Source organism: Pseudomonas sp. GL-B-12 (assembly GCF_019955895.1).
Taxonomy (GTDB): domain Bacteria; phylum Pseudomonadota; class Gammaproteobacteria; order Pseudomonadales; family Pseudomonadaceae; genus Aquipseudomonas.
In genome coordinates, this window is sequence record NZ_JAHBCX010000055.1 from 125,603 (window position 1) to 149,921 (window position 24,319).

The 24,319-nt window shown below is 60.6% G+C and carries 26 protein-coding genes; 13 read left to right on the top strand and 13 right to left on the bottom strand.

The genetic code is table 11. From position 1 onward, the window contains the following. Positions 1 to 64 precede the first annotated feature (64 nt). Complete coding sequence (locus KGA85_RS25975) at positions 65 to 274, top strand: hypothetical protein (protein ID WP_223458909.1); 210 nt, start codon at positions 65 to 67, stop codon at positions 272 to 274. Between the two features lie 245 nt (positions 275 to 519). Further along, positions 520 to 906 carry a hypothetical protein gene (locus KGA85_RS25980; RefSeq protein WP_223458910.1) on the top strand — a complete coding sequence of 129 codons (387 nt, stop codon included), beginning with the start codon at positions 520 to 522 and terminating at the stop codon, positions 904 to 906. A 54-nt stretch (positions 907 to 960) separates the two neighbouring features. Here KGA85_RS25980 and KGA85_RS25985 read toward each other — a convergent pair whose 3' ends face one another. The 6 genes from KGA85_RS25985 to KGA85_RS26010 all read right to left on the bottom strand — a co-directional run bounded on the left by KGA85_RS25985 (position 961) and on the right by KGA85_RS26010 (position 7,990). Next, the gene (locus KGA85_RS25985) at positions 961 to 1,725 is read right to left on the bottom strand and encodes an ABC transporter ATP-binding protein (RefSeq protein ID WP_223458912.1); all 765 of its coding nucleotides are present in this window, start codon (positions 1,723 to 1,725) and stop codon (positions 961 to 963) included. 13 nt (positions 1,726 to 1,738) lie between these two features. After that, positions 1,739 to 2,857, bottom strand: coding sequence for a succinylglutamate desuccinylase/aspartoacylase family protein (locus KGA85_RS25990; RefSeq protein ID WP_223458914.1), 1,119 nt, complete (start codon positions 2,855 to 2,857; stop codon positions 1,739 to 1,741). Positions 2,858 to 2,884: 27 nt separating this feature from the next. Further along, entirely contained in the window at positions 2,885 to 3,595 is a 711-nt protein-coding gene (locus tag KGA85_RS25995; protein WP_223458916.1) for an ABC transporter permease, read from the bottom strand. Continuing rightward, on the bottom strand, positions 3,592 to 4,320 hold the full coding sequence (locus KGA85_RS26000; protein ID WP_223458918.1) for an ABC transporter permease: 729 nt from the start codon (positions 4,318 to 4,320) through the stop codon (positions 3,592 to 3,594). The genes KGA85_RS25995 and KGA85_RS26000 overlap by 4 nt, the downstream gene beginning before the upstream one ends. A 56-nt stretch (positions 4,321 to 4,376) precedes the next feature. Next, positions 4,377 to 5,159 (bottom strand): transporter substrate-binding domain-containing protein, encoded by a 783-nt coding sequence (locus KGA85_RS26005; RefSeq protein WP_223458920.1) that lies wholly within the window; start codon positions 5,157 to 5,159, stop codon positions 4,377 to 4,379. A gap of 380 nt (positions 5,160 to 5,539) precedes the next feature. Next, a complete protein-coding gene (locus KGA85_RS26010) occupies positions 5,540 to 7,990 on the bottom strand; it encodes a penicillin acylase family protein (protein WP_223458921.1) in 2,451 nt (816 codons plus the stop codon). A gap of 193 nt (positions 7,991 to 8,183) precedes the next feature. Here KGA85_RS26010 and KGA85_RS26015 point away from each other — a divergent pair, with 193 nt between their 5' ends. Next, positions 8,184 to 8,741, top strand: coding sequence for a cysteine hydrolase family protein (locus KGA85_RS26015; protein WP_223458923.1), 558 nt, complete (start codon positions 8,184 to 8,186; stop codon positions 8,739 to 8,741). Positions 8,742 to 8,896: 155 nt separating this feature from the next. Here the strand turns inward: KGA85_RS26015 and KGA85_RS26020 are convergent, their stop codons facing one another. The 4 genes from KGA85_RS26020 to KGA85_RS26035 all read right to left on the bottom strand — a co-directional run bounded on the left by KGA85_RS26020 (position 8,897) and on the right by KGA85_RS26035 (position 10,678). Further along, positions 8,897 to 9,121 carry an SEC-C metal-binding domain-containing protein gene (locus tag KGA85_RS26020; protein WP_223458925.1) on the bottom strand — a complete coding sequence of 75 codons (225 nt, stop codon included), beginning with the start codon at positions 9,119 to 9,121 and terminating at the stop codon, positions 8,897 to 8,899. Then, on the bottom strand, positions 9,118 to 9,612 hold the full coding sequence (locus tag KGA85_RS26025) for an LEA type 2 family protein (protein WP_223532519.1): 495 nt from the start codon (positions 9,610 to 9,612) through the stop codon (positions 9,118 to 9,120). The genes KGA85_RS26020 and KGA85_RS26025 overlap by 4 nt, the downstream gene beginning before the upstream one ends. 87 nt (positions 9,613 to 9,699) lie before the next feature. Further along, positions 9,700 to 10,176 carry a YchJ family protein gene (locus tag KGA85_RS26030; protein WP_223458928.1) on the bottom strand — a complete coding sequence of 159 codons (477 nt, stop codon included), beginning with the start codon at positions 10,174 to 10,176 and terminating at the stop codon, positions 9,700 to 9,702. Positions 10,177 to 10,180: 4 nt separating this feature from the next. After that, entirely contained in the window at positions 10,181 to 10,678 is a 498-nt protein-coding gene (locus KGA85_RS26035; RefSeq protein ID WP_223458930.1) for a DUF6231 family protein, read from the bottom strand. Positions 10,679 to 10,867: 189 nt separating this feature from the next. On the opposite strand from KGA85_RS26035, the gene KGA85_RS26040 reads away from it, so the two are divergent. The 4 genes from KGA85_RS26040 (at position 10,868) to KGA85_RS26055 (ending at position 13,533) form a co-directional block, all read left to right on the top strand. Next, complete coding sequence (locus KGA85_RS26040; RefSeq protein WP_223458932.1) at positions 10,868 to 11,557, top strand: OmpA family protein; 690 nt, start codon at positions 10,868 to 10,870, stop codon at positions 11,555 to 11,557. A gap of 90 nt (positions 11,558 to 11,647) precedes the next feature. Then, positions 11,648 to 12,355: an OmpA family protein gene (locus KGA85_RS26045; protein ID WP_223458934.1), complete on the top strand. Its 708-nt coding sequence runs from the start codon at positions 11,648 to 11,650 to the stop codon at positions 12,353 to 12,355. A gap of 148 nt (positions 12,356 to 12,503) precedes the next feature. Continuing rightward, positions 12,504 to 12,782 carry a DUF1145 domain-containing protein gene (locus KGA85_RS26050; protein WP_223458936.1) on the top strand — a complete coding sequence of 93 codons (279 nt, stop codon included), beginning with the start codon at positions 12,504 to 12,506 and terminating at the stop codon, positions 12,780 to 12,782. Then, positions 12,775 to 13,533 carry a collagen-like protein gene (locus KGA85_RS26055; protein WP_223458938.1) on the top strand — a complete coding sequence of 253 codons (759 nt, stop codon included), beginning with the start codon at positions 12,775 to 12,777 and terminating at the stop codon, positions 13,531 to 13,533. Before KGA85_RS26050 ends, KGA85_RS26055 begins: the two co-directional genes overlap by 8 nt. Before the next feature lie 188 nt (positions 13,534 to 13,721). Here KGA85_RS26055 and KGA85_RS26060 read toward each other — a convergent pair whose 3' ends face one another. After that, positions 13,722 to 14,186: a CopD family protein gene (locus KGA85_RS26060; protein WP_223458940.1), complete on the bottom strand. Its 465-nt coding sequence runs from the start codon at positions 14,184 to 14,186 to the stop codon at positions 13,722 to 13,724. A gap of 98 nt (positions 14,187 to 14,284) precedes the next feature. Here KGA85_RS26060 and dinG point away from each other — a divergent pair, with 98 nt between their 5' ends. From dinG to pdxH, 5 genes are all read left to right on the top strand, one after another. After that, complete coding sequence (gene dinG, locus KGA85_RS26065; RefSeq protein ID WP_223543473.1) at positions 14,285 to 16,429, top strand: ATP-dependent DNA helicase DinG; 2,145 nt, start codon at positions 14,285 to 14,287, stop codon at positions 16,427 to 16,429. 96 nt (positions 16,430 to 16,525) lie between these two features. Further along, positions 16,526 to 18,928: a beta-galactosidase gene (locus tag KGA85_RS26070; protein ID WP_223458944.1), complete on the top strand. Its 2,403-nt coding sequence runs from the start codon at positions 16,526 to 16,528 to the stop codon at positions 18,926 to 18,928. A 129-nt stretch (positions 18,929 to 19,057) separates the two neighbouring features. Continuing rightward, positions 19,058 to 20,203: a serine hydrolase domain-containing protein gene (locus KGA85_RS26075; RefSeq protein WP_223458946.1), complete on the top strand. Its 1,146-nt coding sequence runs from the start codon at positions 19,058 to 19,060 to the stop codon at positions 20,201 to 20,203. A gap of 113 nt (positions 20,204 to 20,316) precedes the next feature. Then, positions 20,317 to 21,324 (top strand): OmpA family protein, encoded by a 1,008-nt coding sequence (locus KGA85_RS26080; protein ID WP_223458948.1) that lies wholly within the window; start codon positions 20,317 to 20,319, stop codon positions 21,322 to 21,324. A gap of 24 nt (positions 21,325 to 21,348) precedes the next feature. Further along, positions 21,349 to 21,996, top strand: a complete 648-nt coding sequence (gene pdxH / locus KGA85_RS26085) for a pyridoxamine 5'-phosphate oxidase (RefSeq protein ID WP_223458950.1) — start codon at positions 21,349 to 21,351, stop codon at positions 21,994 to 21,996. 5 nt (positions 21,997 to 22,001) lie between these two features. Here pdxH and KGA85_RS26090 read toward each other — a convergent pair whose 3' ends face one another. Further along, positions 22,002 to 22,238: a hypothetical protein gene (locus KGA85_RS26090; RefSeq protein WP_116262154.1), complete on the bottom strand. Its 237-nt coding sequence runs from the start codon at positions 22,236 to 22,238 to the stop codon at positions 22,002 to 22,004. A 165-nt stretch (positions 22,239 to 22,403) separates the two neighbouring features. Here KGA85_RS26090 and KGA85_RS26095 point away from each other — a divergent pair, with 165 nt between their 5' ends. Next, positions 22,404 to 22,868 carry a glycine zipper 2TM domain-containing protein gene (locus tag KGA85_RS26095; protein ID WP_007996795.1) on the top strand — a complete coding sequence of 155 codons (465 nt, stop codon included), beginning with the start codon at positions 22,404 to 22,406 and terminating at the stop codon, positions 22,866 to 22,868. 101 nt (positions 22,869 to 22,969) lie between these two features. On the opposite strand, the gene nhaA is transcribed toward KGA85_RS26095, so the two are convergent. Next, entirely contained in the window at positions 22,970 to 24,157 is a 1,188-nt protein-coding gene (gene nhaA, locus KGA85_RS26100; protein ID WP_223458952.1) for a Na+/H+ antiporter NhaA, read from the bottom strand. Positions 24,158 to 24,319 lie beyond the last annotated feature (162 nt).

The following is a 24,319-nucleotide window of genomic DNA, read 5'->3' on the forward strand; positions in this document are numbered from 1 at the left end:
ACTCTATGGGGTGTACTGTTCCGATCCGCGCAAGGCGGGTCGGGCCATCGCTCAGGAGTGCCGAATGAAGATCGATCCGCGAATCAGTGCCGAACTGGCAAGGCTTGAACCCAACCAGGTGGGTGTTCTGGCCTGGTCCTTGTTGGCACATCCGCCCGTCAGCATGGCAGGGGGTATCCCCGGCCAGCCTGATCCTGATACCCCGAATGAACAGCCTAACGAGCCAGGCGAGCCTACTCTGCCGGACGAGTCGCCTCCTGCGCCTGTTGCCTGATTTTCGATTTCCGCCATTCATGGCTGTTGAGCTGCGCTTGTTGTCTTCAGCAAGCAGGCCTGTGCCTGTTGTTGCTATAGACGAACGTAGCGTCTGAATCGGCCTGCACATATTCGGAAGTAACTATGTCTGTCGGGGAAACCAATCGATAGACATGGCCGTGGTTCTATCTGGGAGCTGCGTGCCCTGGGGCCTTTAACAGGGGCATCAGACAGTTAACTTCGAATATGAAAAGGAACATTCAGATGAGTGTGAGTGCAAATCGATCGGGGCATTTGAGTGCCGACGTAATCACGACAGTCGGCTCCATGCAGTTTCGCGTAACGGATGGGCTCGATTTCTATCAGCGGTCAGACATTCATTGCATTGAGGCGGATAACGGTCAGGGGACAGCGTTTTACGTGTACTTACCGATGGGCATCCAGAGTGGCAGTTTCAGCCTGGGACTCAACGAGGGATCTCCCATGGTCATCCATGTGATCGGCAACTCGGAGGCAGAGCTTTATCCAGGAACGCTCGAGTTGACGGTGGGAGGTGACGCGCAGTTTGCCGGGCGCTTCAGTGGGACGGACGCTAATGGTCTGCAAGTGAAAAATGGCAGTTTCAGGCTGGAAAACGAAGCGGGGGCATAACGGTTGACTGATGTTGGAAGCCGGCAACCCGGCTTCCACTTCTCCTCCCAGCGGTTATTTCAGGTTGCCACTCAGGAACTGCTTCAACCGCTCGCTTTTCGGATTGCCCAGCACGTCTTCCGGCGCGCCTTCTTCCTCAACCAGGCCCTGGTGCAGAAACAGCACCTGGCTCGACACTTTGCGGGCGAAGCTCATTTCGTGGGTCACCATGATCATGGTCCGGCCTTCTTCGGCCAGGCCATGGATCACCTTGAGCACTTCACCCACCAGTTCCGGGTCCAGCGCCGAGGTCGGTTCGTCGAACAACATGACTTCCGGCTCCATGGCCAGTGCACGGGCAATCGCTACCCGCTGTTGCTGACCGCCGGACAGAAATGCCGGGTATTGGTCCGCCACACGGGACGCCAGCCCCACCTTGTCGAGGTAGCGCCGGGCGCGGTCCTCGGCTTCTTTCCTGTCGCAGCCCAGCACCCGGCGCGGGGCCATGGTGATGTTTTCCAGCACCGTCATGTGGCTCCACAGGTTGAAGTGCTGGAACACCATGGCCAGGCGGGTGCGAATCCGCTGCAGTTCATCGGCGTCGGCCACGTGCATGCCGTGACGATCCTTGATCATGCGGATGTTTTGCCCGTCGAGGCTCATGGCGCCGTCGTTGGGTTGTTCCAGGAAGTTGATGCAGCGCAGAAAGGTACTTTTACCCGAGCCGCTGGCGCCGATCAGGCTGATAACGTCGCCGGTCTTGGCCTTGAGCGAAACACCTTTGAGGACTTCATGGTCGCCATAGCTTTTATGCAGGCCTTCGATGGTCAATTTGTACATGGGGCGTGCATCCTCAAGGCGAAAGTAGATAGCCGCTGCGATAGGCTTCGGTGCCCGCGACGTGGGCGATCACCATGCCGGCAGTGGCCATGCGACGCAGCGAACGGGCGTACATCAGCCCGGCGGCGGAGCAGTGAACAGGAGTGACGCGATCGTTGATCGGATCAATGATCTCGGCGATCAGTTGCCCGGCTTCCAGGTACTGGCCCGGCAGCGCGGTGAACACCAGCAGGCCGCCGACGGGCGTGGCCACTGGTTCTACACCGGCCAGCGGTGTCGCCGGATAGGGCAGGTCGGGCAAGGGCGCGGGTTCGCCGGCAATCGCGCCGAAATGGATCAGGTAGTCGATCAGCGCCTGGCAGTCGAGGCAAGCCAGCGGGTGATTGACGTCGCCCTGACCGCGCAATTCGACGGTCACCGAAAAACTGCCCGGCGGAATGTCGAAGTGCTCGCCGAAGCGCTCCTTCAACTGCCACCAGAGCAGGGTGAAGCATTCGTCGAACGACTGACCGCCGGAATCGGTTGCCAGCAGGCTGGCTTCGGCGCCGATGTAGCGGGCCAGCGGCTCGACCTGCGGCCAGGCATCCGGCGTGGTGTAGAGGTGAGCGACCGCTTCGAAATCGCAATGCAGGTCGAGCACCATATCGGCGTCGCAGGCCAATCGTTGCAGGGTCAGGCGCTGGGATTGCAATTGGGTGGCGGCGGTCTGCCGGGCCAGCGCATCGCGCAGGTTGCTGCGGATCAGTTGCAGGTTGTGCTGCGGATCGTCACCGAGCTTGTCTTCGATCGCGTTGCCGACTTCCTCACTGAGGTCGACGAACCAGCGGTTGAAGTTCTGGCCGCTTTCCAGCTCGTAGCGGCCCAGTGGCACATCCATCAGCACCTGTTCCAGGCCCACCGGGTTGGCGATGGGTACCAGCACGATTTCGCTGCGCAGGCGCCCGGCGGCTTCCAGCTCCGCCAGGCGTTGCTTGAGGTGCCAGGCCACCAGCATGCCGGGCATTTCGTCGGCGTGCAGGGAGGCCTGGATGTAGATCTTGCCGTTGGCCGGTTGGGGGCCGAAGTGAAAACTGTGGATCTGTCTCGCGGTCCCGGGCAGCGGGGCCAGCAGGTCATGTTTCTGGTGGCGCATCTGTTGTTTCCTGAAGCTGGTTGAGTCCTAGTGGGTCGGCCCAAGGAAGGCCAGCCATCGGCGTTCGGCAAGGCGGAACAGGCCGACCAGCGCAAAAGTGACGGTCAGGTAGATCAGCGCGGCGATGCCGAACGACTGGAAGGTCAGGAAGGTCGCCGAGTTGGCATCCCGAGCGACTTTCAGGATGTCCGGGATGGTCGCGGTGAAGGCCACGGTGGTCGAGTGCAGCATCAGAATCACTTCGTTGCTGTAATACGGCAACGAACGACGCAGGGCCGACGGCATGATCACGTAGGCGTACAGCTTCCAGCCTGTCAGGCCGTAAGCCTTGGCCGCTTCCACTTCACCGTGGGCCATGCTGCGGATTGCTCCGGCGAAAATCTCCGTGGTGTAGGCGCAGGTGTTCAGGGCGAAGGCCAGGATGGTGCAGTTCATCGCATCGCGAAAGAATGCGTCCAGTACTGGCTGAGCTCGAATGGCGGCCAGGCTGTAGATCCCGGTGTAACAGATCAATAACTGAATATAGAGCGGCGTGCCACGGAACAGGTAGGTATAGAACTGCACCGGCCAACGGATGTAGAAGTGCGGCGATACACGGGCGATGGACAGCGGGATCGACACGATAAAACCGAAGAAGATCGAAGCGCTGAGCAGCCACATGGTCATGGCCAGGCCGGTGATGTTGTTGCCGTCGCTATAGAGGAAGGGTTTCCAGTATTCCTGCAGAAGTTCGATCATCGTACGGCCTCCCGGGTACCGGCGGAGTAACGACGTTCAAGCCAGCGCAGAATGAAGTTGGACGCGCTGGTGATCATCAGGTAGATCAGCGCGGCAAGTACCAGGAAGTAAAACAGCTGATAGCTGCTTTTGCCGGCGTCCTGGGCAGCCTTGACCAGGTCGGCGAGGCCGATGATCGACACCAGGGCGGTGGCCTTGAGCATCACCATCCAGTTGTTACCGATACCCGGCAGGGCATAACGCATCATCTGCGGGAACACCACGATCCAGAAACGCTGGCCGCGCTTGAGGCCATAGGCAGTGGCCGCTTCGACCTGACCCCTTGGGACGGCGAGAATCGCGCCACGGAAGGTTTCAGTGAAATACGCACCGTAGATGAAGCCCAAGGTGATGACCCCGGCACTGAACGGGTTGATCTCGATGTATTCCCATTCCATGTAATCGGTAAAAGAGGTCAGCCAGGTTTGCAGGCTGTAGAAGATCAACAGCATCAGGACCAGGTCCGGAACGCCACGAATGAGTGTGGTGTAGAGCTGGGCAGGCACGCGCATCAGTTTGACTTTTGACAGCTTGGCACTGGCGCCGAGCAGCCCGAGCAACACGGCCACCAACAGCGACAACGCCGACAACTTGATCGTCATCCAGGTGCCTTGCATCAGCAGCGGACCGAAGCCCTTGAGGCTGAAGGCAGAGAGCCCCAGATTTTCCAGTAGGTTTTCGAACATAAATCAGCAACCTGATCGGATGAAAAAAGCGCCCATCGAGAGATGGGCGCCGGGCATTATTTGCCGCTGTACAGATTCAGATCGCCAAAGTGTTTCTTCTGAATGGTGGCGTAGGTGCCATCATCGTGTAACGCTTTGATACCTTTATCCAAAAGTGCTTTCAGCTCGGTGTTACCTTTCTTAATGCCGATGGCTGTTTTGGCTGGCAGCAAAGCATTGTCGACCGGCTTGCTGACATTGTACTCGGCACCCTGTGGCGACTTCAGGAAGCCCATTTCGGCTTGCAGCATGTCCTGAATCCCTGCATCGAGACGACCGGAAGTCAAGTCGGCGTAGACCTGATCCTGGTTGGCGTAGGCCTGGGTTTTCACGCCGGCCTTGTCCAGAACGGCTTTGGCATAAGCTTCCTGAATGGTGCCTTGTTCGTAGCCGACGGTCTTGCCCTTGAGCGAGGCGACGTCTTCAGTCACGCCAGAACCTTTCTTGGACACGTAGGCGGTTGGGCCGGAGAACAGTTCGCTGGAGAAATCGATGGCTTTTTCACGGGCTTCGGTAACGGTCATCGACGAGATCACACCGTCGAATTTATTGGCTTTGAGGCCGGGAATCATGCCATCGAAGTCACTTTCGACCCACTTGCACTTGACCTTCAGTTCGGCGCAGATCGCGTTCCCCAGATCGATGTCAAAGCCTACCAGGCTGCCATCGGCCGCTTTCGACTCGAACGGTGCGTAGGAAGGGTCAACGCCGAAACGCAGTTCTTTGTACTCCTTCGCCATGGCGGAGCCAGCAGCCATGCACAACGCCAGTGCAGAAAGGGTCAGCAATGCTTTTTTCATTATTCAATCCCTAAAAACCAATATGAGCGCCTGTGGCGCAGAATTATTGTTACTGGAAAGCGTAAGACCTGTTGAAAGTAGCAATTTCCGAACCAGAGTGCCGAACAAGCGTTTTAAAAGGTACTTGGAAATGGCCGGAAACAGATTTATGCACGAAAACGGGCGCAGGGAAATGGGTGCACCAAATCATCTCGCCACAAAAGAACGGTTTGACTGAGCCGGGTCACCAGGCTCCCTACCTCGTCGACACGACTTGTCCTTGCGTCAGCGCAACGGCGATGGTGATGGCGATTCAACATTCAACCTCTATTTTGAATGTTGAATCGCTATCGTCGGAACGCCGCCCGGAGCCGGCTCGCTCCCACAGGTAAAGGGCGGGGTTACTTTCCTGGGGTCAGCGTCAACCGCGCCTTGCCATAGGCGTTGTCGAAGTTCTGCGGCTGCATCGGCAGGCTCATGTACTGGCCTTTGAGCCACGGTTCGATGCTGTTGAGGTAGTTCGGGCTGGCCGGGTTGCCGGATTGGCCGGTGCCGTTTTGTGCCATCAGCGGTTCGGACTGGCCGAAGTCGACGATAAAGCGCATGGCTGGCGCCAGCGTGGTGTTGAAGTCCTGGCCCCAGGCGAAGGCAGCGGTGTTGAGTGTGGTGTGATCGCCACCGGCCGGCAGCGGTCCGCGTACGGTCTGGCCGCTGCTGTTTTTCCATTCATAGCGATGCAGTTTGCCCCACTGCCAGGCTTTGTGATCGCCGCCCAACTGGCTGTCGCCTGCGCTGATCGCGGCGGCGAGGCTGCGAGCGAGGATCGCCGGTTTGTCTTCTTTCTGCGCGGTGCGCACGTCATCCCAGAACGGGCTGTCCTCACGCCCGAGCAAGTGATCGGCCTGGGCCGCGTAGGACAGCTTGCCGTCGGCGACAAAAGCTTTCCACGCCGGGTTGCTTTCCGGGCCCAGTTCATCGAGGAAGATCTGTCGGGTGCTTTCCTGCAGGAACAATTCGTAGATGGCCGCATCGGTGGAGGTCGGGCCGAGCTTGCCGTCGAACGCCATCAAGCGGCTGTAGGCTTCGTGTGCCTTGGCGCGATCGGCCGCCGGCAAGGCGTCCATGGCTTGTTTGAGTGGCTGGGCCATGCCCGGCGCTTCGAACATTTTCTTCAGCTTGGCAGCGAAGGTGGTGGTCTGGTCGTATTGCATGGCGATCAGGCTGCGGCTGTCGTGTTTGCCTGCGCTGGCCAGTTCGGCCAGGCGCTCGCCACGTTCCGGTGCCGCCCACGAGTTGGACAACTGCATGCCATAGCCATGGGGAATGACCCGCTGGTTGGCGGTGCCGAGCCAGCCCTGGGCCGGGTCCTGGTCGTACGGGTGCAGCATCGGGTCGGCGTAACCGTCCCAATCGTATCGACCTTCCCAGCCCGGCGAGGGCAGCAAGCCTTCGCCTTCGCGGCGGTTGGGGTAACGACCGGTGACTTGCCAGCCGATGTGGCTGGCATCGGCGAACACCAGGTTCAGCGCAATGGCGCGGATTTCGCGGCTGGCATCCGAGGCTTTCTCGACGCTCTGGGCGCGGGACAGGTCGAAGAACGCGTCCAGGGTCTTGTCGTCGGTGAAGTTCGGCGTCTGCAAGGCCAGGCCGAAACCATTGGCCAGCGTGGTGCCCTGGGCGCTGTTGAGCAGCGGGCCATGGCGGGTTTCGTACACGGCTTCGCGAATCGGCCGCTGGCCTTTGACGAAGTAGGTTTCGTTACGCACGATCGCCGGCTGCCACTTCCCGGCATTTTCGTAGGTGAGCCCGTTGCCCTGGCGCTGGATCTTCTCCAGGAACAGGTCCTGGTTGTCGCCCATCACGGACGTCATGCTCCAGGCCACCTTGCCGTTGAAACCTCCAAGCACCATCGGCAGGCCCGCGATGGTCACGCCGGACGCCTGATACTTCGGCGCGCGAATCTGCACGTAACTGAACAACGAAGGCACGCCCAGCGGGCCGTGACTGTCACTGGCCAACAGGCTCTTGCCGCTGCGGCTGCGTTGCGGGGCGATGGCCCAGTTGTTCGACGAGGTGGCGCCCAGCAGGTTGAGGTCCGACAGCAGGCCCGTGGCTTTGCTGAGTTCAGCCAGCCCCGGCACTTGCCCGTTGAGTTTGATGCCTTGCAGTTTTTCGCTTTCGGCGGCCGGCAGTTTTTCGTCGGGAGCCGACGGCGTCAGCCACGCCAGTTTGTCAGTGGTGACGGTCTGGGCCAGTACCAGCGAGGAAATTTCTTCCGGCAGGTTGGTCGACTGGCTGAAGTTCAACAAGCAGAAAATCAACGCGGAATCTTCCGGCTGCCAGTATTCAGGCTGGTAACCAGTGGCCGCGAGGTCCGCCGGCAGTTTGTCGCGGTAGCGGAACAGGTAGGCGTTGACCCCGCGCGCATAGACTTCGAAGAAACGCTTGAGGCGTGGCGAAGAAGCCTTGTACAACTCGCCAGCACTTTTCTTCAGGTTGACCGCCCGCATGTAACGGTCGGCGTCCAACAGTTCGGCACCGTGCATCTCGGCCAAACGGCCCTGGGCCAGCAGGCGCAGGGTGACCATCTGGGTGATGCGGTCGCTGGCATGCACGTATCCGAGGGTGAACAGCGCGTCGTGGAAGCTGTTGCTTTCGATCAGCGGCATGCCCATGGCATTGCGACGCACCGAAACGCTCTGCGCCAGGCCCTTGAGTGGTTGTACGCCGGAGGTTGGCGGGAGGGTGTCCTGGGCGTTGAAGTTCTGACAACCGGTCAGGCTCAACACACCGGCCACTGCTGCGGCAACGCCGAACCGGGGTAGAAAATGAGTAAGGGCTGGCGAGGCCATGGCAAAGCTCCTGCGGGGGTAGAGGCGGCGGCGCGAAATAAAGGCGCTACGTTAGTGAGCGGGAGGTGGCCGCGCAAGCGGGGTACAAGGTTATTTCAGGATTTGTCTGATTATCCGAAAGATCGCAGCCTTGCCAGTCGCAATGGGGGATGTTGAAGTGCGACACGCTCAACAATCCTGGAGAAAAGTCGGCATGGAGCTCAAGGCAAACGCGGCACTGATCATCATCGATCAACAAAAAGGCATCCTGCATCCCAGGCTCGGCCGCAGGAATAACCCTCAGGCTGAAGAGCGCATGCTGGAATTGCTCGGCCATTGGCGGCGTACCGCTCGGCCGGTGATCCATGTGCAGCACCTGTCCCGCTCGGAGGACTCAGTGTTCTGGCCGCAGCAGTCGGGGGTGGAGTTTCAGGAACGGTTTCAGCCAATGGCCGGTGAACGCTTGATCCAGAAGCAGGTGCCGGATGCATTTTGCTCAACTGAACTGGAGGCTGCCTTGCGCGAGGCGGGGATCGGGCAGTTGATCATCGTGGGTGTCGCGACCCACAACTCGGTGGAATCCACGGCGCGTACCGCGGGCAACCTGGGGTTTGATACGTGGGTGGCCGAGGATTCGTGCTTTACCTTCGACAAGGCTGACTTTTTCGGCCATGCCCATAGCGCCGAAAAGGTGCATGCGATGTCGCTGGGGAATTTGCACGGCGAGTATGCGACGGTTGTAAGCAGCGCGCAGATCCTGTCAGCTGACTAAGCACCTGTGGGAGCGAGCTTGCTCCGGGCGGCGTTCCGACGATGGCAGTCTGACTGACACAGTCATAGTGAATGTGCCACCGTCATCGCGAGCAAGCTCGCTCCCACAGGAGAGGGCGGTGATTCAACAGGCGAAGCTAATCTTCGCCCGAAGCATCAAGCGCCGTGGCACTTCTTGAATTTTTTGCCGTTGCCGCATGGGCACGGATCGTTGCGGCCGACGTCTTTCAGGGCATTGCGCACCGGTTCCTGGTGAGCGTGGCCGCAGTTCGGACCGTGGACATGGCCGTGGTCGTGATCATGGTGGTGATGGTCATGGTCATGGTCATGGTCATGATCGTGGTTGCAGTCAGGGCCGTGGACATGGGGTTGCTGGGTCATCGGTGTTGCTCCGGAATTAAATCGGCGGCGATTATCACGCCATTGCGCGCCAGGTGCACGTAGTGGGCGATGAATATACCGGTTTCCAGTTCACCTTCCAGACGATAGGGAATGGGTTGATCGGATTTTTTCAGCAGTTTGGCCAGATCACGGACCTTGGACCACAGGTTGGTGCGGATCGGCACCTTGAAGTAAGCGCTGTGCCTGGGGCCGATGGTGAACCAGTGTTCGTACTCGCCGTCGGCCAGCAGTATGTCACCCAAGTGAACGCGGTACTCCAGACTGCGCACGGTCAGGTCACTGTCGTTGGGGTTGTCGATGCGAAAATGCAGGAGGAATTTCTGTTCCAGCAGTTTGGCGCTGACCACCTCGATCTTCAGCAGATGGACCTCGGGGTCCGGCAAGTCGTCGTCGAACCACGATGCGCAGCCGCCGAGTCCCAGTGTCAGGAACAACGTGAGCAGACAGAGTGCGCCGCGGCGGATGATCATCGTGGTGTTTCTCCCTTGAGCCCCAGTCTAGACCCAAAAGATCGCAGCCTTCGGCAGGTCCAGCGTGGTGGACAGTCATTCCATGTCCTAACTGCTGAAATACCCTGCACAACACTTCTTGAATTTCTGCCCGCTGGCGCACGGGCACGCGTCATTGCGTCCGAGTTTGAGCTGCACGGTGGGGTCGATGAAATACCAGCGCCCGGTGTTCTGTACGAACGATGAGCGCTCTCGATGACTGTGCTCGCCATTGCTGTCGTGCCAGCGCGCGGTGAAGGTCACGAAAGCGTGTTCAGGCTGGCCGCCCAGCACCTCGGAGCTTTCCACCTCAAGGCCCAGCCACGTGCTTTGCGCGCTCCAGTCGCTGATCGATTGACGGTCCAGGCCGGCCTGTTGGGCGGGCAGGGTGGTGGCCACCAGATAGTCGACCAACCCCAGCACATAGGCGCTGTAGCGTGAGCGCATCAAGGCTTCCGCGCAGGGCGCCGGGTGTCCGGCATGGTAGTGACCGCAGCAGGCGTCGAGCAGGGTGCCGCTGCCGCATGGGCAAATGGATGTACTCATTGCATTACCACCAGTATTTCCCGAAGTTTTCCGGATTGGCCCAGAAGCGCGAATTGAGCCAGTCGGGGACTTGTTTGTATTCAAACAGATCGTAGGTAAACAGGGTCAAGACCTGTTCGTCCCGTTGAAAGCGTTCGCTGGCTTGCAGGGCCAGGGAGAAAAAGTCGGTTTCCTGCCAGCCACAGGCCGGCAGGTCTGCCAGCACTGCGATACGGCTGGCGTTGAGGTTGCGAATGCCGCCCAGCAGGTTCAGGCCGTCGCGCTTGGGCAAATGCTCCAGGCAATCGACCACCAGGGCCAGGTCGAAACGGCGGGCCGCCAACTCGTCGGGCAACGGCCCGGGGGCAGCGAAAGCAACACAGCTGTCCGGGTGGGCGAGTTTGAAAGCTTCCAGTGCCGGGAACTCGCTGGCGCCGATCAACAACAGGCGCGCGGGGGCATATCGGTCAAGTAAAGCGGCCAGTGCCTGCTGCGGCGTGCGTGAAGAAATACCTGCAATCATCGAAGATCCTCAATCAGATCTGCCAAGACTAGCCTGCCCGAACGTTTGGGCCTAGAGCGCCCTGGCGACAAAAGCGCCAAGCTGCCGTTAATACGCGAATAAACAGCATGGCCTATTGCTGGCGGAGTTTAAAACTCGGGTCTTTACTACCTGAATCGGTTCTAAGCCGATCCCTCAGGAGAAAACTAGATGAGCATAGTTCGGACAGCATTACCCTTGGTTCTGCTAACCAGTGTCTTGACTGGTTGCGCAGGTTTGCAGAAAACCGACTGGCCGACCTGTGCGGCGGTTGGTGGTGTTGTGGGGGCGGGCCTCGGTGCGACCGAAAGCTCGGCATGGGCAGGGTATGGTGCTCTGCTCGTCGGCGGTACGGCAGCGGCTTATTGCTGGGTGCACGGTGATGGCGACGAAGACGGCGATGGTGTGCTGGATAGTCGCGACAAGTGCCCTGGCACGCCTAAAGGCGTTCGGGTCGATGCCAACGGTTGCCCACCACCACCACCTGTGGTCGAAGAGGCGGTTGTGGTCCAGGAAGAAACCATCGTCATCCGCGATGTTCACTTCCAGTTTGATAAAGCCACGCTTACCTCGTCCGACAAACAGGTACTCGACAAGATTGCCACTCGCCTGAAAGCCGAAGCCCCGACTGCTCAACTGACCGTAACCGGCCATACCGACAGTGTGGGCAGCGATACCTACAACCAGAAACTCTCGGATAAACGCGCGCACTCGGTGGTTGAATACCTCATCGAGCAAGGCGTACCTCGCAGCAACTTCGTGTCGGTTGTCGGTGCCGGTGAAAGCCAGCCGGTTGCGGACAACAAAACCGCTGACGGTCGTGCACAGAACCGTCGTACCGAAATCAAAATCCAGCGTTAAGCCCCCCTCGCATCCGCGCCTTGTGCAGTCGCGGATGCGGGTCTTTACTCCTGTGTAACCGGTATTGGCCGGTACACAGGAGCTTTCAATATGATCGTTCTCACAAGGACCGTCTTGCCGGTTCTGCTACTTGGCAGCCTGTTGACCGGTTGCGCGACCCACAGCGATGGTACTGCCCCCCTCAATCAACGAACCTGGCCAATTTGCAGCCTCATCGGCGGCCTGGTCGGTGGTGGCCTGGGCGCAATCGAAAGTGGCAGTTGGGCCGCGGGTGGGGCGGCGCTGGGTATCTTGTCCGGTGGGTTGATCTGCTATGCCCAGGATGGCGACGAAGACGGCGACGGCGTTTTCGACCGACGCGACCGTTGCCCTGACACCCCCGCCAATACCCCGGTCGACCATCGCGGTTGCCCGGCGCCGCAGTATCCGGACAGCGTCCAGGCCGAACCTGCGCAATCCGAAGTCATTACTCTGAGCGATGTACTGTTTGTCTTCAATCAATCCGACCTGACCCCGACGGCGAAGAGTCAACTGGACGCGTTGATGAGCAAGTTTGAGGATGCCGATGTGGTCAGCATCAAGGTGGTCGGCCATACCGACGGCGTCGGTTCGGATGCCTATAACCAGGCCTTGTCGGAGCGGCGTGCCAGCAGCGTGGCGGAGTACCTGTTGAGCCAGGGTGTCGCGCCGAACAAAGTCACCAGCGAAGGCAAGGGCGCGAGCCAACCGATTGCCGACAACGAAACAGAAGCAGGCCGTGCGAAAAACCGTCGCGTGGACCTGCATATAAATCGCTGAGCCAAGAGATAGAGCCGTCGGGCGACAGGTGTGAACGCGGCGACGGCCGTTCGGCGGCCCCCATGAAGATTTTTCCGTTGCCCTCTGGCTTAACCCGCGTGGAAGCCGTTACTGTGCGCGCAAACAATAATTCTCATCGGGGGCGCGTATGAAAGTCTTATGGGGGCTGGGGCGGGTACTGACCCTGCTGTTCTGGTCGGTGGTGCTGGTCAATCTGCTCACACCCTTCGTCTTTCCGCTGCACCCGTTGGTCAATCTGGCCGGTGGCCTGTTGGGGTTCATCCATCTTCTGGAAGCGTTGCTGTGCTATCGCAGCCTCCGGGGTCGCGCCCATCCCTGGCTTGACCGCCTGAAGATCGTCATTTTCGGTGTGTTCCACCTGCAAACCATTCCAGCCCCCACCGCTTCGAAGGCTTCCCATGCGTAAACTCTGTCTGCTCGCCGCACTCATCAGCCCATTGGCCAGCGCACAGGTGGTGAGTGTCGAACCCAACTCGCTGATGCGCTTGCCCAATACCGCCAGCACCCTGCAATTGGAACGCCTGGAAGTGGCCGATTACGGCACCTTGCTGATTCCCTCGAACGTGACCGAAGTCACGGTGGGTGAATTGCATCTGGGGCGTGAAGCGCGCATTGCCATCGTGCCGGGGGAACAGGCGCTGGCGCTGAAGGTCCGTCGCGCTGATTTGTCCGAAGGCAGCCAGATCACCGCGCGTGGCGCACCGGGGACCTATCAGAAGGCTGCCCGATCCGGACGTAACCTCGATTTGCAGATCAAGGCACTGAACGCTCCGCAATTGATCGTTGATGCTCGCGGTGGTGCGGGCGCACCGGGGTTTGTGGGTCTTGATGGGGCCAACGGCCAGGAACCGGGCTGTACCTGGGGGCAGGCCGGTCGTGGCGCGGATGGCAGTGATGGCAGCAATGGTCAGCCGGGCGCACCGGGGGCGCTGGTCAAACTGGCAGTGCCGCACGACTTCCCGGCAGACCGGATCAAAGTTCAGGTGGCCGGCGGTGCCGGTGGCCTGGCCGGCCCAGGCGGCAAACCGGGCGCGGGTGGCAAGGCCAAGGGCTGCCTGATTTACAAGGCTGATGGCGGCAAGAACGGTAAACCTGGCGCGGATGGGCAGCCGGGGTCTGAAGGCGCGGCGGGTTCGGTGACAGTGCAGCGGATGTAAGAAGCGCCGAGAGCCCTGTGGCGAGGGGGCTTGCCCCCGTTCGGCGGCGAAGCCGTCGCAAACCGGGCACCGCATGCCTTCAGAGAAATTGCGGATACCGAATCAGGGGTCGCTTCGCAACCCAACGGGGCGATGCGGCGTTCCGACAAGCCCCCTCGCCACAAAAGCCCCCTCCGGCTACATTTGCTTCAAAACATCGGCCGAGCCGCAGCGATCGCCACCAAAGCCAACCCCACCATCAGATTGATCCCCACCAACTTGCGGATCCGCCCCAGCACCGCTGCACCCGCGGGCCAATCCTGTTCTGCCACGGCGGTGCGCAGTTCCGGCAGCATCAGCGCCTGGATGCGGATAAACAGCGCGGTCATCACCACATACAGGCCCATCATCACCTGCACATAGCGCGGTGCGGTTTCAAAGCCGTTGAAGTGCATATGCAGCATGCCCACGCCGCTGACTGGCAACAGCACGACCGCCACCCAGACCCAGCGGAAAAAACCTTGAAACACTTCTATCCATAACTTCAGCCGGGCAGGGCCTTCAAGTGCCTTGATCGCGGCGGGGCGCAGGACCATCCAGGCGAAAAACATGCCGCCGACCCAGACCAGGGCCGCCAGTACATGCAGGCTATAAATGAGGCTAAAAGGTGTCATTGGGGTACTCCGTTCTGCGCGGGATTAATTAGCGGGGTATGATAGCGGCGATCCGAACCACTGAAAATTTATCCAGCGTTTTTTGCGCCCGACAATCCATGATCAGCACCGAACTCAAAACCACGATCCAGGGCGCCTACTCGCGTTTTCTCGAAGCCAAGAGCCTCAAGCCGCGCTACGGCCAACGCCTGATGATCGCCGAAGTCGCCAAGGTCCTGGGTGACATCGACACCGACGACGAAGGCCGGCGCAGTGGCGATCCCGCAATTGTCGCGGTGGAAGCCGGCACCGGTACCGGCAAGACCGTGGCCTACAGCCTGGCGGCGATTCCCACGGCGAAGGCCGCGGGCAAACGCCTGGTGATCGCCACGGCCACCGTGGCCCTGCAAGAGCAGATCGTTTACAAGGACTTGCCTGACCTGATGCGCAACAGCGGGCTGAATTTCAGCTTCGCCCTGGCCAAAGGGCGCGGGCGCTACATGTGCCTGTCCAAGCTCGACATGTTGCTTCAGGAAGGCCACGCGCAGACCGCCACGGCGCAGTTGTTCGAAGAAGAAGGTTTCAAGATCGAGGTCGACGAGGCCAGCCAGAAGCTGTTCACCAGCATGATCGAAAAACTCGCCGGCAATAAGTGGGACGGCGACCGCGACAGTTGGTCCACCGCCCTGGAAGACGCCGACTGGGCGCGGCTGACCACCGACCACAGCCAGTGCACCAACCGCCATTGCCCGAACTTTGGCCAGTGCGCCTTCTACAAGGCCCGCGAAGGCATGGGCAAGGTCGACGTGATCGTTACCAACCACGACATGGTCCTGGCCGACCTGGCCCTGGGCGGCGGCGCCGTGCTGCCGGATCCGCGCGACACCATCTACGTGTTCGACGAAGGCCACCACCTGCCGGACAAGGCCATCGGCCACTTCGCCCATTACACGCGCCTGCGCTCCACCGCCGACTGGCTGGAAACCACTGCCAAGAACCTCACCAAACTGCTGGCCCAGCACCCGCTGCCGGGGGACCTGGGCAAGTTGATCGAGCAGGTGCCGGAGCTGGCGCGGGAGATCAAGACCCAGCAGCAGTTCATGTTTACCGCGTGCGAGCAGATTGCCGATTTCAAACCCGGCGAAGACGTCGAAGGCCGCGAGCGCCCGCGTCATCGATTCGTCGGCGGGGTGATTCCCGAGCACATGCGTGAAATGGGCATCGAACTGAAGAAAGGCTTCGCGCGCCTGACCGATCTGTTTACCCGCCTGACCGACCTGCTCAAGGAAGGCATGGACGGCGAGGTCAACATTGGCATCGCCAGCAACCAGGCCGAAGAGTGGTATCCGCTGTTCGGCAGCCTGCTGTCGCGTTCTTCCGGCAACTGGGAGTTGTGGACCGCCTTCACCGTCGAAGACCTGGAAGACAACCCGCCGATGGCCCGCTGGCTGACCCTGGCCGAAAGCGGTTCGCTGTTCGACATCGAAGTCAACGCAAGCCCCATCCTCGCGGCGGAAATGCTTCGCCGCAACCTGTGGAACGTGGCGTATGGCTGTCTGGTGACTTCGGCGACCTTGACGGCCCTCGGCACTTTCGACCGCTTCCGCATGCGCGCCGGCTTGCCGAAAAAGGCCGTGACGGCGGTGGTGCCAAGCCCGTTCCATCACGCCGACGCCGGTGTGTTGCGGGTACCGAACCTGAACGCCGATCCGCGTGATGCAGCGGCGCATACCGCCGCGATCATTCGTGATCTGCCCGAGTTGGTCGAAGGCTCGCGGGGCACGCTGGTGCTGTTTTCCTCGCGTAAACAGATGCAGGACGTGTTCGACGGCCTCGACCGCGACTGGCGCAAGCAAGTGTTCATCCAGGGCAACCTGTCGAAACAGGAAACCCTCAACAAGCACAAGGCGCGAGTCGATGGCGGCGACTCCAGCGTGTTGTTCGGCTTGGCGAGCTTCGCCGAAGGGGTCGACTTGCCCGGTGCCTATTGCGAGCACGTGGTCATTGCCAAGATTCCTTTCTCGGTGCCCGATGATCCGGTCGAAGCGGCGCTGGCCGAGTGGATCGAAGCCCGGGGCGGCAATCCATTCATGGAAATCTCCGTGCCGGACGCCTCGCTGAAATTGGTCCAGGCCTGCGGTCGCTTGCTGCGCACCGAAGAAGATCGCGGCACCATCACCTTGCTCGACCGGCGCCTGGTGACCCAGCGCTATGGCAAAGCCATCCTCAACGCGTTGCCGCCGTTCCGTCGAGAAATTTCCTGAAGCACCGGTGGGCAGTTTTGCCCACCGCGTTGTCTATCTCTCTGCCACCGCTTTTTCACTGGCCCATTGAAGGTCGTTAGGGAGAATTTCGTTCTCATGATTTGCCGTTCGTTGCCTGCTGTTTTTGCCCTGCTGTTCGCAACACCGCTGTTGGCCGCCCCCGCCAGCCAGCAGATGCTGTTCAACTTTGTGCGCCCCGCCGACGTGGTCCAGGTGGCGACTCAGGACGCCAGCCTGCCGCAATCCAACGCCGAGCAAACCCCCGAGGGCGAAGTGCTGCGCCGGGTGACGTTCAACCCGGTCGCCCGGCCGACTTTGCGCCTGACCCCGCAAACCGGTGCCTGGGACTGGTCGCAGTCGGGCGTCATGAGCCTGCGGATCCAGAGCGCGATGAACTGGGCCTTGACCCTGTACGTGACCATCCAGAGCAACGACGGCAAGACACTGGTCAGCCGCGTCGATCTGCCGGCGGGGCCTGCGCAAACCCTGTTGGTGCCTTTGTACGCGACATCACCGCTGAGCCAGGGCATGAAGGCTGGCCCGCCGATGCCAATGACCGTCGAGGGTCAGCGAGTGTTGCTGGCCAGCAGCGCCGGTGAACTGGATCTCAGCCAGGTGGTGTCGGTGAGTTTGTCGATGGACCAGCCCAAAGCCGCGCAAAGCATCCTGCTGGAGCGTTTTGGTGTGCAGGACGGCGAGTCGGTCACCCAAGCCGTGTATGGCGGGTTGGTGGATGCTTACGGTCAGTCGACCCGGGACAAATGGCCGGAAAAAATCAGCAGCGACGAACAACTGAAAAGCGCCGCCGCCAAAGAGCAGCAGCAACTGAAAACCTGGCTGGCCGAACGTGAGAAGTCGTCCCTGGACAAGTTCGGTGGTCTGACCAAAGGCCCGTCCTTCAAGGCCAGCGGCTTTTTCCGCACCGAGAAACGCGACGGACGCTGGTATCTGGTGACGCCGGAAGGCCATCCGTTTTATTCGCTAGGGGTTAACACCGTCGCTGCAGACGTCAACCAGACCTACGTTGCCGGTCGCGAATGGATGTTCGAATCCCTGCCCAAGGCTGAAGAGGCCCTGGCCAGTCATTACGGCGAAGGCGACAACCGTGGTGGCAACGGAGCCGATCAGGGCCGCGGCTACAATGCCGGGCGCTGGTACGACTTCTACGGCGCCAATCTGCAACGTCTGAATGGCGATCCGTGCGCGAAGGGTAGCGATACCAAGGCCGGTGTCGCCGAAGCGGCCAAGACCGAAGCGACAGAAGCGACAGCCGTAGAGCCAAAACCTGCCGAACCGTGTAAGGCGCAGTTCGACGAGCAGCGCTGGGCCAGTCACACCCTTGATCGTTTGCAGGCCTGGGGTTTCAACACCATCGGCAACTGGAGCGCACCCGTACTGGGCGACGCGGATCGCGTGCCGTACACCTTGCCGCTGTCGATCGTCGGCGACTACGCCAGCATCAGCACCGGCACTGATTGGTGGGGCGGCATGCCCGACCCGTTCGACCCGCGTTTCGCCATGGCCACCGAGCGTGCAGTGGCGATTGCTGCCCGCGACCATCGTGACGATCCGTGGCTGATCGGTTACTACGCCGACAACGAACTGGCCTGGGCCGGTCCCGGCGACGACCCGAAAGCCCGTTATGCCCTGGCCTACGGCACCTTGAAAATGACCACCGACGTGCCGGCCAAGCGCGCATTTCTCAAGCAACTGCGTGACAAGTACCGCAATCAGGCTGGCCTGTCGAAAGCCTGGGGCATTGATCTGCCAGCCTGGGAGCTGATGGAAGATCCGGGGTTCGTACCACCGCTCCCGAGCGCCGAGCATCCGGAAATCGAAGCCGACTTCAAATACTTCCAGAAGGTCTTTGCCGACACTTACTTCAAGACCATCTCCGACTCGCTCAAGTGGCACGCGCCGAACCAGTTGCTGCTCGGCGGCCGTTTCGCGATCAGCACGCCGCAAGCCCTGGAGTCCTGCGCCCAGTACTGCGACGTGTTGAGCTTCAACATGTACACCCTGCAACCTCAGGATGGTTACGACTTCGCCAAGTTGCGCAGTCTCGACAAACCGGTGCTGATCACCGAGTTCAATTTCGGCTCGGCTGATCGTGGCCCGTTCTGGGGTGGCGTTACGCCGTTGGCGAAGGAAGAGGACCGCGGTCCGGCGTATGCCAACTTCCTCAAGCAGGCATTGAGCGAGCCGTCGATTGTCGGCGTGCATTGGTTCCAGTACCTCGATCAACCGGTTACCGGGCGCTTGCTTGACGGTGAAAACGGTCACTTCGGGTTGGTGGGCATCACTGATCTGCCGTTCCAGGGTTTTGTCGACAGCGTGCGCAAGAGCAACCTGGCGACAGTCGAGCAACTGGGCAAAGAGGCCGAGAAGGCTGCGGCCGCCGCCGACAAAGCCAGCCACGACGCCGAGGGCGGCCGCAAGGCCGAGGCCGGCAAGGGGCCGGGGAAGGGCGCTGGTGGGCATTCCGGCAAAGGCCATTAATCCCTGAAACCCCGTGGCGAGGGGGCTTGTCCCCTCGCCACAACCATCCAGCCCAACCCTGTTCCCAAAACCCTCAAGGGCTGGAACAATGCCGACCACTTTGTAGAGCGTTAATCCGGGGAGTTGCGGGTGCAGATTCAGGGTCATTACGAGCTTAAGTTCGAAGCGGTGCGAGAGGCGTTCGCGGCGTTGTTCGACGATCCCCAGGAGCGTGGCGCAGCGTTGTGCATTCAGGTCGGCGGCGAAACCGTCCTCGATCTGTGGGCCGGTACTGCCGACAAGGACGGGGCCGAGGCCTGGCACAGCGATACCATCGCCAACCTGTTCTCCTGCACCAAGACCTTTACTGCCGTCACCGCGCTGCAATTGGTGGCCGAAGGCAAGCTGCAACTGGATGCCCCGGTCGCGCGCTTCTGGCCCGAATTTGCCGCTGCCGGCAAAGAGTCCGTCACCCTGCGTCAACTGCTCTGTCATCAGGCCGGCCTTCCGGCATTGCGCGAGTTACTGGCCCCCGAAGCCCTTTACGACTGGCAAACCATGGTCGACGCCCTGGCCGCCGAAACGCCGTGGTGGACGCCGGGCGAAGGCCACGGTTACGCGGCGATCACCTATGGCTGGCTGGTCGGCGAATTGCTGCGCCGTGCCGACGGTCGCGGGCCGGGTGAATCCATCGTCGCGCGGGTTGCCAAACCGTTGGGCCTGGACTTCCATGTGGGCCTGGCCGACGCAGAGTTCCATCGCGTGGCCCACATTGCGCGGGGCAAGGGCAATGTCGGCGATGCCGCCGCCCAGCGCCTGCTGCAAGTAACCATGCGTGAGCCAACGGCCATGACGACCCGGGCGTTCACTAACCCGCCGTCGATCATGACCAGCACCAACAAACCCGAGTGGCGACGCATGCAACAGCCGGCCGCCAATGGTCATGGCAATGCCCGCAGCCTGGCCGGGTTCTACGCCGGCCTGCTCGACGGCAGCTTGCTGGAAAGCGAAATGCTCGATGAATTGACTCGTGAGCACAGCCTCGGCGAGGACAAGACTTTACTGACCCGGACCCGTTTCGGCCTGGGCTGCATGCTCGATCAACCGGACGTTGCCAATGCCACCTTCGGCCTTGGCCCGCGGGCGTTTGGTCATCCGGGTGCCGGCGGCTCCATCGGTTTTGCCGACCCGGAGCACGATGTGGCTTTCGGATTTGTGACAAATACCCTGGGGCCGTACGTCTTGATGGACCCGCGCGCGCAAAAGCTGGTGCGGGTTCTGGCCACTTGTCTGTAAAAGCGGCTATCGGGCTCCAGGGCTGGAACCCGATAACCTTTTCAGTTTCAAAGCGTCTGTTTATACCGGCCAATGTGGCCTGATTTTTTTGACTTCATTTTTGTGGATATCCAATGTCATCCAATAAAACCCTCGCCTTGGCCCTGTGCTTCGCTATTACCGGTTGCGCACAGACTCCACAGAAAGACGCGACGGCACCTGTCGCCAAGACTGAAAGCGGCAGCCACTGGTACTGGCCGTTCGGTTCCGACGACAGCGCCGGCAAGCCAGTGGTCAAGCCGGAGGTGAAACCTGCAGTCAAACCTGTTGCGCTGGCCAAGGCCGAAACCGATAGCGCCAGCAAGTGGTGGTGGCCGTTTGGCGGAAGCGAGCAAAGCGCCGCCAAGGCTGTGCCGATGCCAGACCCGAAAGTCACCCAGGCCTGGCTTGACGACTACGAACCGCGTCTGCGCGAGGCGGTCAAGGGCAGCAACATGCAACTCGAGCGCCGCGAAAACGTGCTGGTGGTGACTGCGCCGGTCGAAGGCTCGTTCAACCCTGATCGTCCAGCCATGCTGCTGCCGGTCACACTCGGCCCGTTTACCCGGGTTGCGAAGATCCTTGAAGCCGATCCAAAGACCGCTGTGTTGATCCTCGGCCACAGCGATACGTCCGGCGCTGCGCCTGCCAACGTCAAACTGAGCCAGGAGCGTGCCCAGGCCGTTGCGGCAATTTTCCGCCTCAGTGGTTTGCAGCGTGATCGCTTGATGTTGCGTGGCCTGGGCGGTGATGCACCGCGTGCCGCCAACGACAGCGTGCAAGGGCGTGCGTTGAACCGCCGCGTGGAACTGCTGGTGACCCCACAGAACACCATGGTCGCGCTGCTGAGCAAGTACAACATGCCGGCCCCGGCGCCTGTGAACATGGTCGCTGCCGCTGACGTCAAACCGGTCGCCAAGCCTGTGACACCAGCCCCGGCTGCAAAAAAAGCGGCCGTCCCGACCATGAAAAAGGCGCCAGCCAAAAAAGCACCGGCCAAGAAAACACCAGCGAAAACCGCAACGCCGGCAAAAAAGACCACGCCAGCCAAAGCCTCCGCGGCTGACAAGAAAGTCGTTGCCACCGATACTGCAAAACAGTGATTCGCTAACCAAAAGGAATGCGCCATGACCCAGGGCCTGGCTGATATGCGTCGTGACTACACCCGTGATGGCCTGACCGAGGCACAAGCCCCGGCCGAGCCGTTTGCGCTGTTCCACCAGTGGTTCGCCGACGCGGTGAAAACCGAACAGGCGCCGGTGGAAGCCAACGCCATGACCCTGGCTACCGTCGACCAGGACGGTCGGCCACATTGTCGCATTCTGTTGCTCAAGGGCCTGGACGAACAGGGCTTCACCTTTTTCACCAACTACGAAAGCGCCAAGGGTCAGCACCTGGCCGCGAATCCGTTCGCGGCCATGACGTTTTTCTGGCCGGCGCTGGAGCGCCAGGTGCGCATCGAAGGGCGGGTGGTGAAGGTCACGCCTGAAGAGTCCGACGCCTATTATCAAGTCCGTCCGCTGGGCAGTCGTCTGGGGGCCTGGGCATCGCCGCAGAGCCGCGTGATCGCCGGTCGTGGCGAGCTCGAAACGCTGCTCAAGGACACCGAGCAACGTTTCAGCGACACCCAGCCGCATTGCCCGGAACACTGGGGCGGTTATCGCCTGCTGCCGGAGCGCATCGAATTCTGGCAGGGCCGCCCAAGCCGCCTGCACGACCGCCTCAATTACCGCCAGCAGGGCGCCGACTGGATTCTTGAACGTCTGGCACCCTGAGCAGTCTACCGACCGGGATAGCCTGCTGCAGCGGCCTCCAGCCACTTCGGCAGGTCTCGACGCTTGATCTTCTGCGCCTGAGCACTCGCCAATTGTTCGAGCATGAAGGCTTTTTTCTGCTCGTCCTTGCCCGCCAGCGCTAGCGCCAGGTCGCGGTCCATCCAGCGTTTGATCCGCACATACAACCACCAATGGAAGTACAAACCGGCAACAGTCGTGACGACAATGATAAAGTAGTCCATTGAAATCCTTGGCCAGTGGGGCAGCTTTGCGAATTTGCCGCTACTGTGTGAGTTCGTGGCGGCGCCTTAACGGAGCCTGAATCAAACCAATTTTACCCGGGCGATACCGTGACAGGCGTCAAGCTGCGGAGTTTAATGAATATCTGTTTCTTTGGAGTTGATGCTATGCGTAAGTCTGTTCTGCTGGTTGCTTCCTTTTCCACGATGGCGATGTTGCTCACTGGTTGCCAATCGAGCCTGACCGGTGACTCCTATTCCCGTGACGAGGCGCGTCGTGTGCAGACCGTTCGCATGGGCACCATCGAAGCATTGCGTCCGGTGAAAATCGAAGGCACCAAAACCCCGATCGGCGGTGCTGCAGGTGCAGTGGTCGGCGGCGTTGGCGGCAGCTCCATTGGTGGCGGCAAAGGCAGCGTCGTTGCTGCCGTCATCGGTGCTGTGGCCGGCGGCCTGATCGGTTCGGCTGCTGAAGAAGGCCTGACCCGCACCCAAGGCGTGGAAATCACCGTACGCGAAGACGATGGCAGCATGCGCGCCTACGTTCAGGAAGTTCAGCCGAACGAAGTGTTCCGTGTTGGCGAGCGTGTGCGCATCGCAAGTGTGAATGGCACCAGCCGCGTTTCGCACTAAGCGCAAACACCGGATAAACAAAAAACCCGATCAGGTGACTGATCGGGTTTTTTGTTTTTAGCTGAGGTGAGTCTTGATTGGTGCCAGGCGTTATCGGTTTATCAGGATGCCAGGTTGGAGCTCTTGCGGCTCGCCATCGCTGTCACCCCATAACCGATCAGCGCGGCCAGAATCGAACCGGTCAAGATCCCCATGCGGTCCATCCCGGCGAAATCACTCACGCCTGGCTCAAAGGCCAGCGAGCCGACAAACAGACTCATCGTGAAACCAATGCCGCAGAGAATCGCCACGCCCAGTATCTGGCCCCAATTGGCGCCTTGGGGCAGGGCGGCGATACCGGTTTTCACGGCCAGCCAGGTCAGGCCGAAGACGCCGACGGTCTTGCCCAGCAGCAGCCCGATGGCGATGCCCATGGGAACGTGGTGAGTGAAGCTTTCGACGGTGACACCGCTCAGGGACAGGCCGGCATTGGCAAAAGCGAACAGCGGCAGGATGCCATAGGCCACCCACGGATGCAGGGCGTGTTCCAGGGCCAGCAATGGCGAAGGCTCGGCATTTTTCGTGCGCAGCGGAATGCAGAAAGCCAGGGTCACGCCGGCCAGGGTGGCGTGGACACCGCTCTTGAGCACGCAGACCCAGAGGATCAAGCCAATGATCATGTACGGTCCGAGCTTGACCACGCCGAGCCGGTTCATCCCGATCAGCGCCGCAATGCAGGTCGCGGCCAGCGCCAGGGACAGGGTCGACAGCGCGCCGGAATAGAAGATCGCAATGATGATGATCGCGCCGAGGTCGTCGATGATAGCCAGGGTCATCAGGAACAGTTTCAGCGATACCGGAACCCGCTTGCCCAGCAGCGCCAGCACGCCAAGGGCGAAGGCGATGTCGGTGGCGGTCGGAATTGCCCAGCCGTTCAGGGCGGCTGGCGTGTCGCGATTGAGGTACCAGTAGATCAGCGCCGGCACCACCATGCCACCAATGGCGGCGGCACCGGGCAGGACGATTTGCGACGGATTGGACAACTGGCCGTCGAGGACTTCGCGCTTCACTTCCAGACCGATCAGCAGGAAAAACAGTGCCATCAGGCCGTCGTTGATCCATAGCAACGCCGGTTTGGCGATTTTCAGCGCGCCGATCTGGGCCACCACGGGGGTGTCCAGCAGGCCGTTGTACAGCCACGACAGCGGCGAGTTGTTGATAATCAGAGCCAGAACGGCAGCGGCGATCAGTAACAGACCGCTGGCAGCTTCCAACTGAAAGAAACGCGTGAAAGTGCTACGCAGAGGCAAGGTCGCTCTCCATCTGTGAGTTCAAAAGGTGTTACACCCTAACAAGTACTGTTAGTTGTTAAAACAAAAGTTATATTCTTTTTTGTTATATGTCGTTACAGACTGATCCCTCAGCACCGACCAGAGCCTAGCAGTTGCCGGGCGTATTGGATTTCATCTGTA

What these genes read in the sequence shown, in the direction of transcription:
- KGA85_RS26010 (WP_223458921.1), bottom strand. Translation starts at nt 7,990, where the DNA reads ATGGCCTCGCCAGCCCTTACTCATTTTCTACCCCGGTTCGGCGTTGCC.
- KGA85_RS26020 (WP_223458925.1), bottom strand. Translation starts at nt 9,121, where the DNA reads ATGACCCAGCAACCCCATGTCCACGGCCCTGACTGCAACCACGATCAT.
- KGA85_RS26035 (WP_223458930.1), bottom strand. Translation starts at nt 10,678, where the DNA reads ATGATTGCAGGTATTTCTTCACGCACGCCGCAGCAGGCACTGGCCGCT.
- pdxH (WP_223458950.1), top strand. Translation starts at nt 21,349, where the DNA reads ATGACCCAGGGCCTGGCTGATATGCGTCGTGACTACACCCGTGATGGC.
- KGA85_RS26015 (WP_223458923.1), top strand. Translation starts at nt 8,184, where the DNA reads ATGGAGCTCAAGGCAAACGCGGCACTGATCATCATCGATCAACAAAAA.
- KGA85_RS26025 (WP_223532519.1), bottom strand. Translation starts at nt 9,612, where the DNA reads ATGATCATCCGCCGCGGCGCACTCTGTCTGCTCACGTTGTTCCTGACA.
- KGA85_RS26060 (WP_223458940.1), bottom strand. Translation starts at nt 14,186, where the DNA reads ATGACACCTTTTAGCCTCATTTATAGCCTGCATGTACTGGCGGCCCTG.
- KGA85_RS26005 (WP_223458920.1), bottom strand. Translation starts at nt 5,159, where the DNA reads ATGAAAAAAGCATTGCTGACCCTTTCTGCACTGGCGTTGTGCATGGCT.
- KGA85_RS25995 (WP_223458916.1), bottom strand. Translation starts at nt 3,595, where the DNA reads ATGATCGAACTTCTGCAGGAATACTGGAAACCCTTCCTCTATAGCGAC.
- KGA85_RS26055 (WP_223458938.1), top strand. Translation starts at nt 12,775, where the DNA reads ATGCGTAAACTCTGTCTGCTCGCCGCACTCATCAGCCCATTGGCCAGC.
- KGA85_RS25975 (WP_223458909.1), top strand. Translation starts at nt 65, where the DNA reads ATGAAGATCGATCCGCGAATCAGTGCCGAACTGGCAAGGCTTGAACCC.
- KGA85_RS26080 (WP_223458948.1), top strand. Translation starts at nt 20,317, where the DNA reads ATGTCATCCAATAAAACCCTCGCCTTGGCCCTGTGCTTCGCTATTACC.
- KGA85_RS25985 (WP_223458912.1), bottom strand. Translation starts at nt 1,725, where the DNA reads ATGTACAAATTGACCATCGAAGGCCTGCATAAAAGCTATGGCGACCAT.
- dinG (WP_223543473.1), top strand. Translation starts at nt 14,285, where the DNA reads ATGATCAGCACCGAACTCAAAACCACGATCCAGGGCGCCTACTCGCGT.
- KGA85_RS26000 (WP_223458918.1), bottom strand. Translation starts at nt 4,320, where the DNA reads ATGTTCGAAAACCTACTGGAAAATCTGGGGCTCTCTGCCTTCAGCCTC.
- KGA85_RS26070 (WP_223458944.1), top strand. Translation starts at nt 16,526, where the DNA reads ATGATTTGCCGTTCGTTGCCTGCTGTTTTTGCCCTGCTGTTCGCAACA.
- KGA85_RS26030 (WP_223458928.1), bottom strand. Translation starts at nt 10,176, where the DNA reads ATGAGTACATCCATTTGCCCATGCGGCAGCGGCACCCTGCTCGACGCC.
- KGA85_RS26095 (WP_007996795.1), top strand. Translation starts at nt 22,404, where the DNA reads ATGCGTAAGTCTGTTCTGCTGGTTGCTTCCTTTTCCACGATGGCGATG.
- KGA85_RS26090 (WP_116262154.1), bottom strand. Translation starts at nt 22,238, where the DNA reads ATGGACTACTTTATCATTGTCGTCACGACTGTTGCCGGTTTGTACTTC.
- KGA85_RS26050 (WP_223458936.1), top strand. Translation starts at nt 12,504, where the DNA reads ATGAAAGTCTTATGGGGGCTGGGGCGGGTACTGACCCTGCTGTTCTGG.
- KGA85_RS25980 (WP_223458910.1), top strand. Translation starts at nt 520, where the DNA reads ATGAGTGTGAGTGCAAATCGATCGGGGCATTTGAGTGCCGACGTAATC.
- KGA85_RS25990 (WP_223458914.1), bottom strand. Translation starts at nt 2,857, where the DNA reads ATGCGCCACCAGAAACATGACCTGCTGGCCCCGCTGCCCGGGACCGCG.
- KGA85_RS26045 (WP_223458934.1), top strand. Translation starts at nt 11,648, where the DNA reads ATGATCGTTCTCACAAGGACCGTCTTGCCGGTTCTGCTACTTGGCAGC.
- KGA85_RS26040 (WP_223458932.1), top strand. Translation starts at nt 10,868, where the DNA reads ATGAGCATAGTTCGGACAGCATTACCCTTGGTTCTGCTAACCAGTGTC.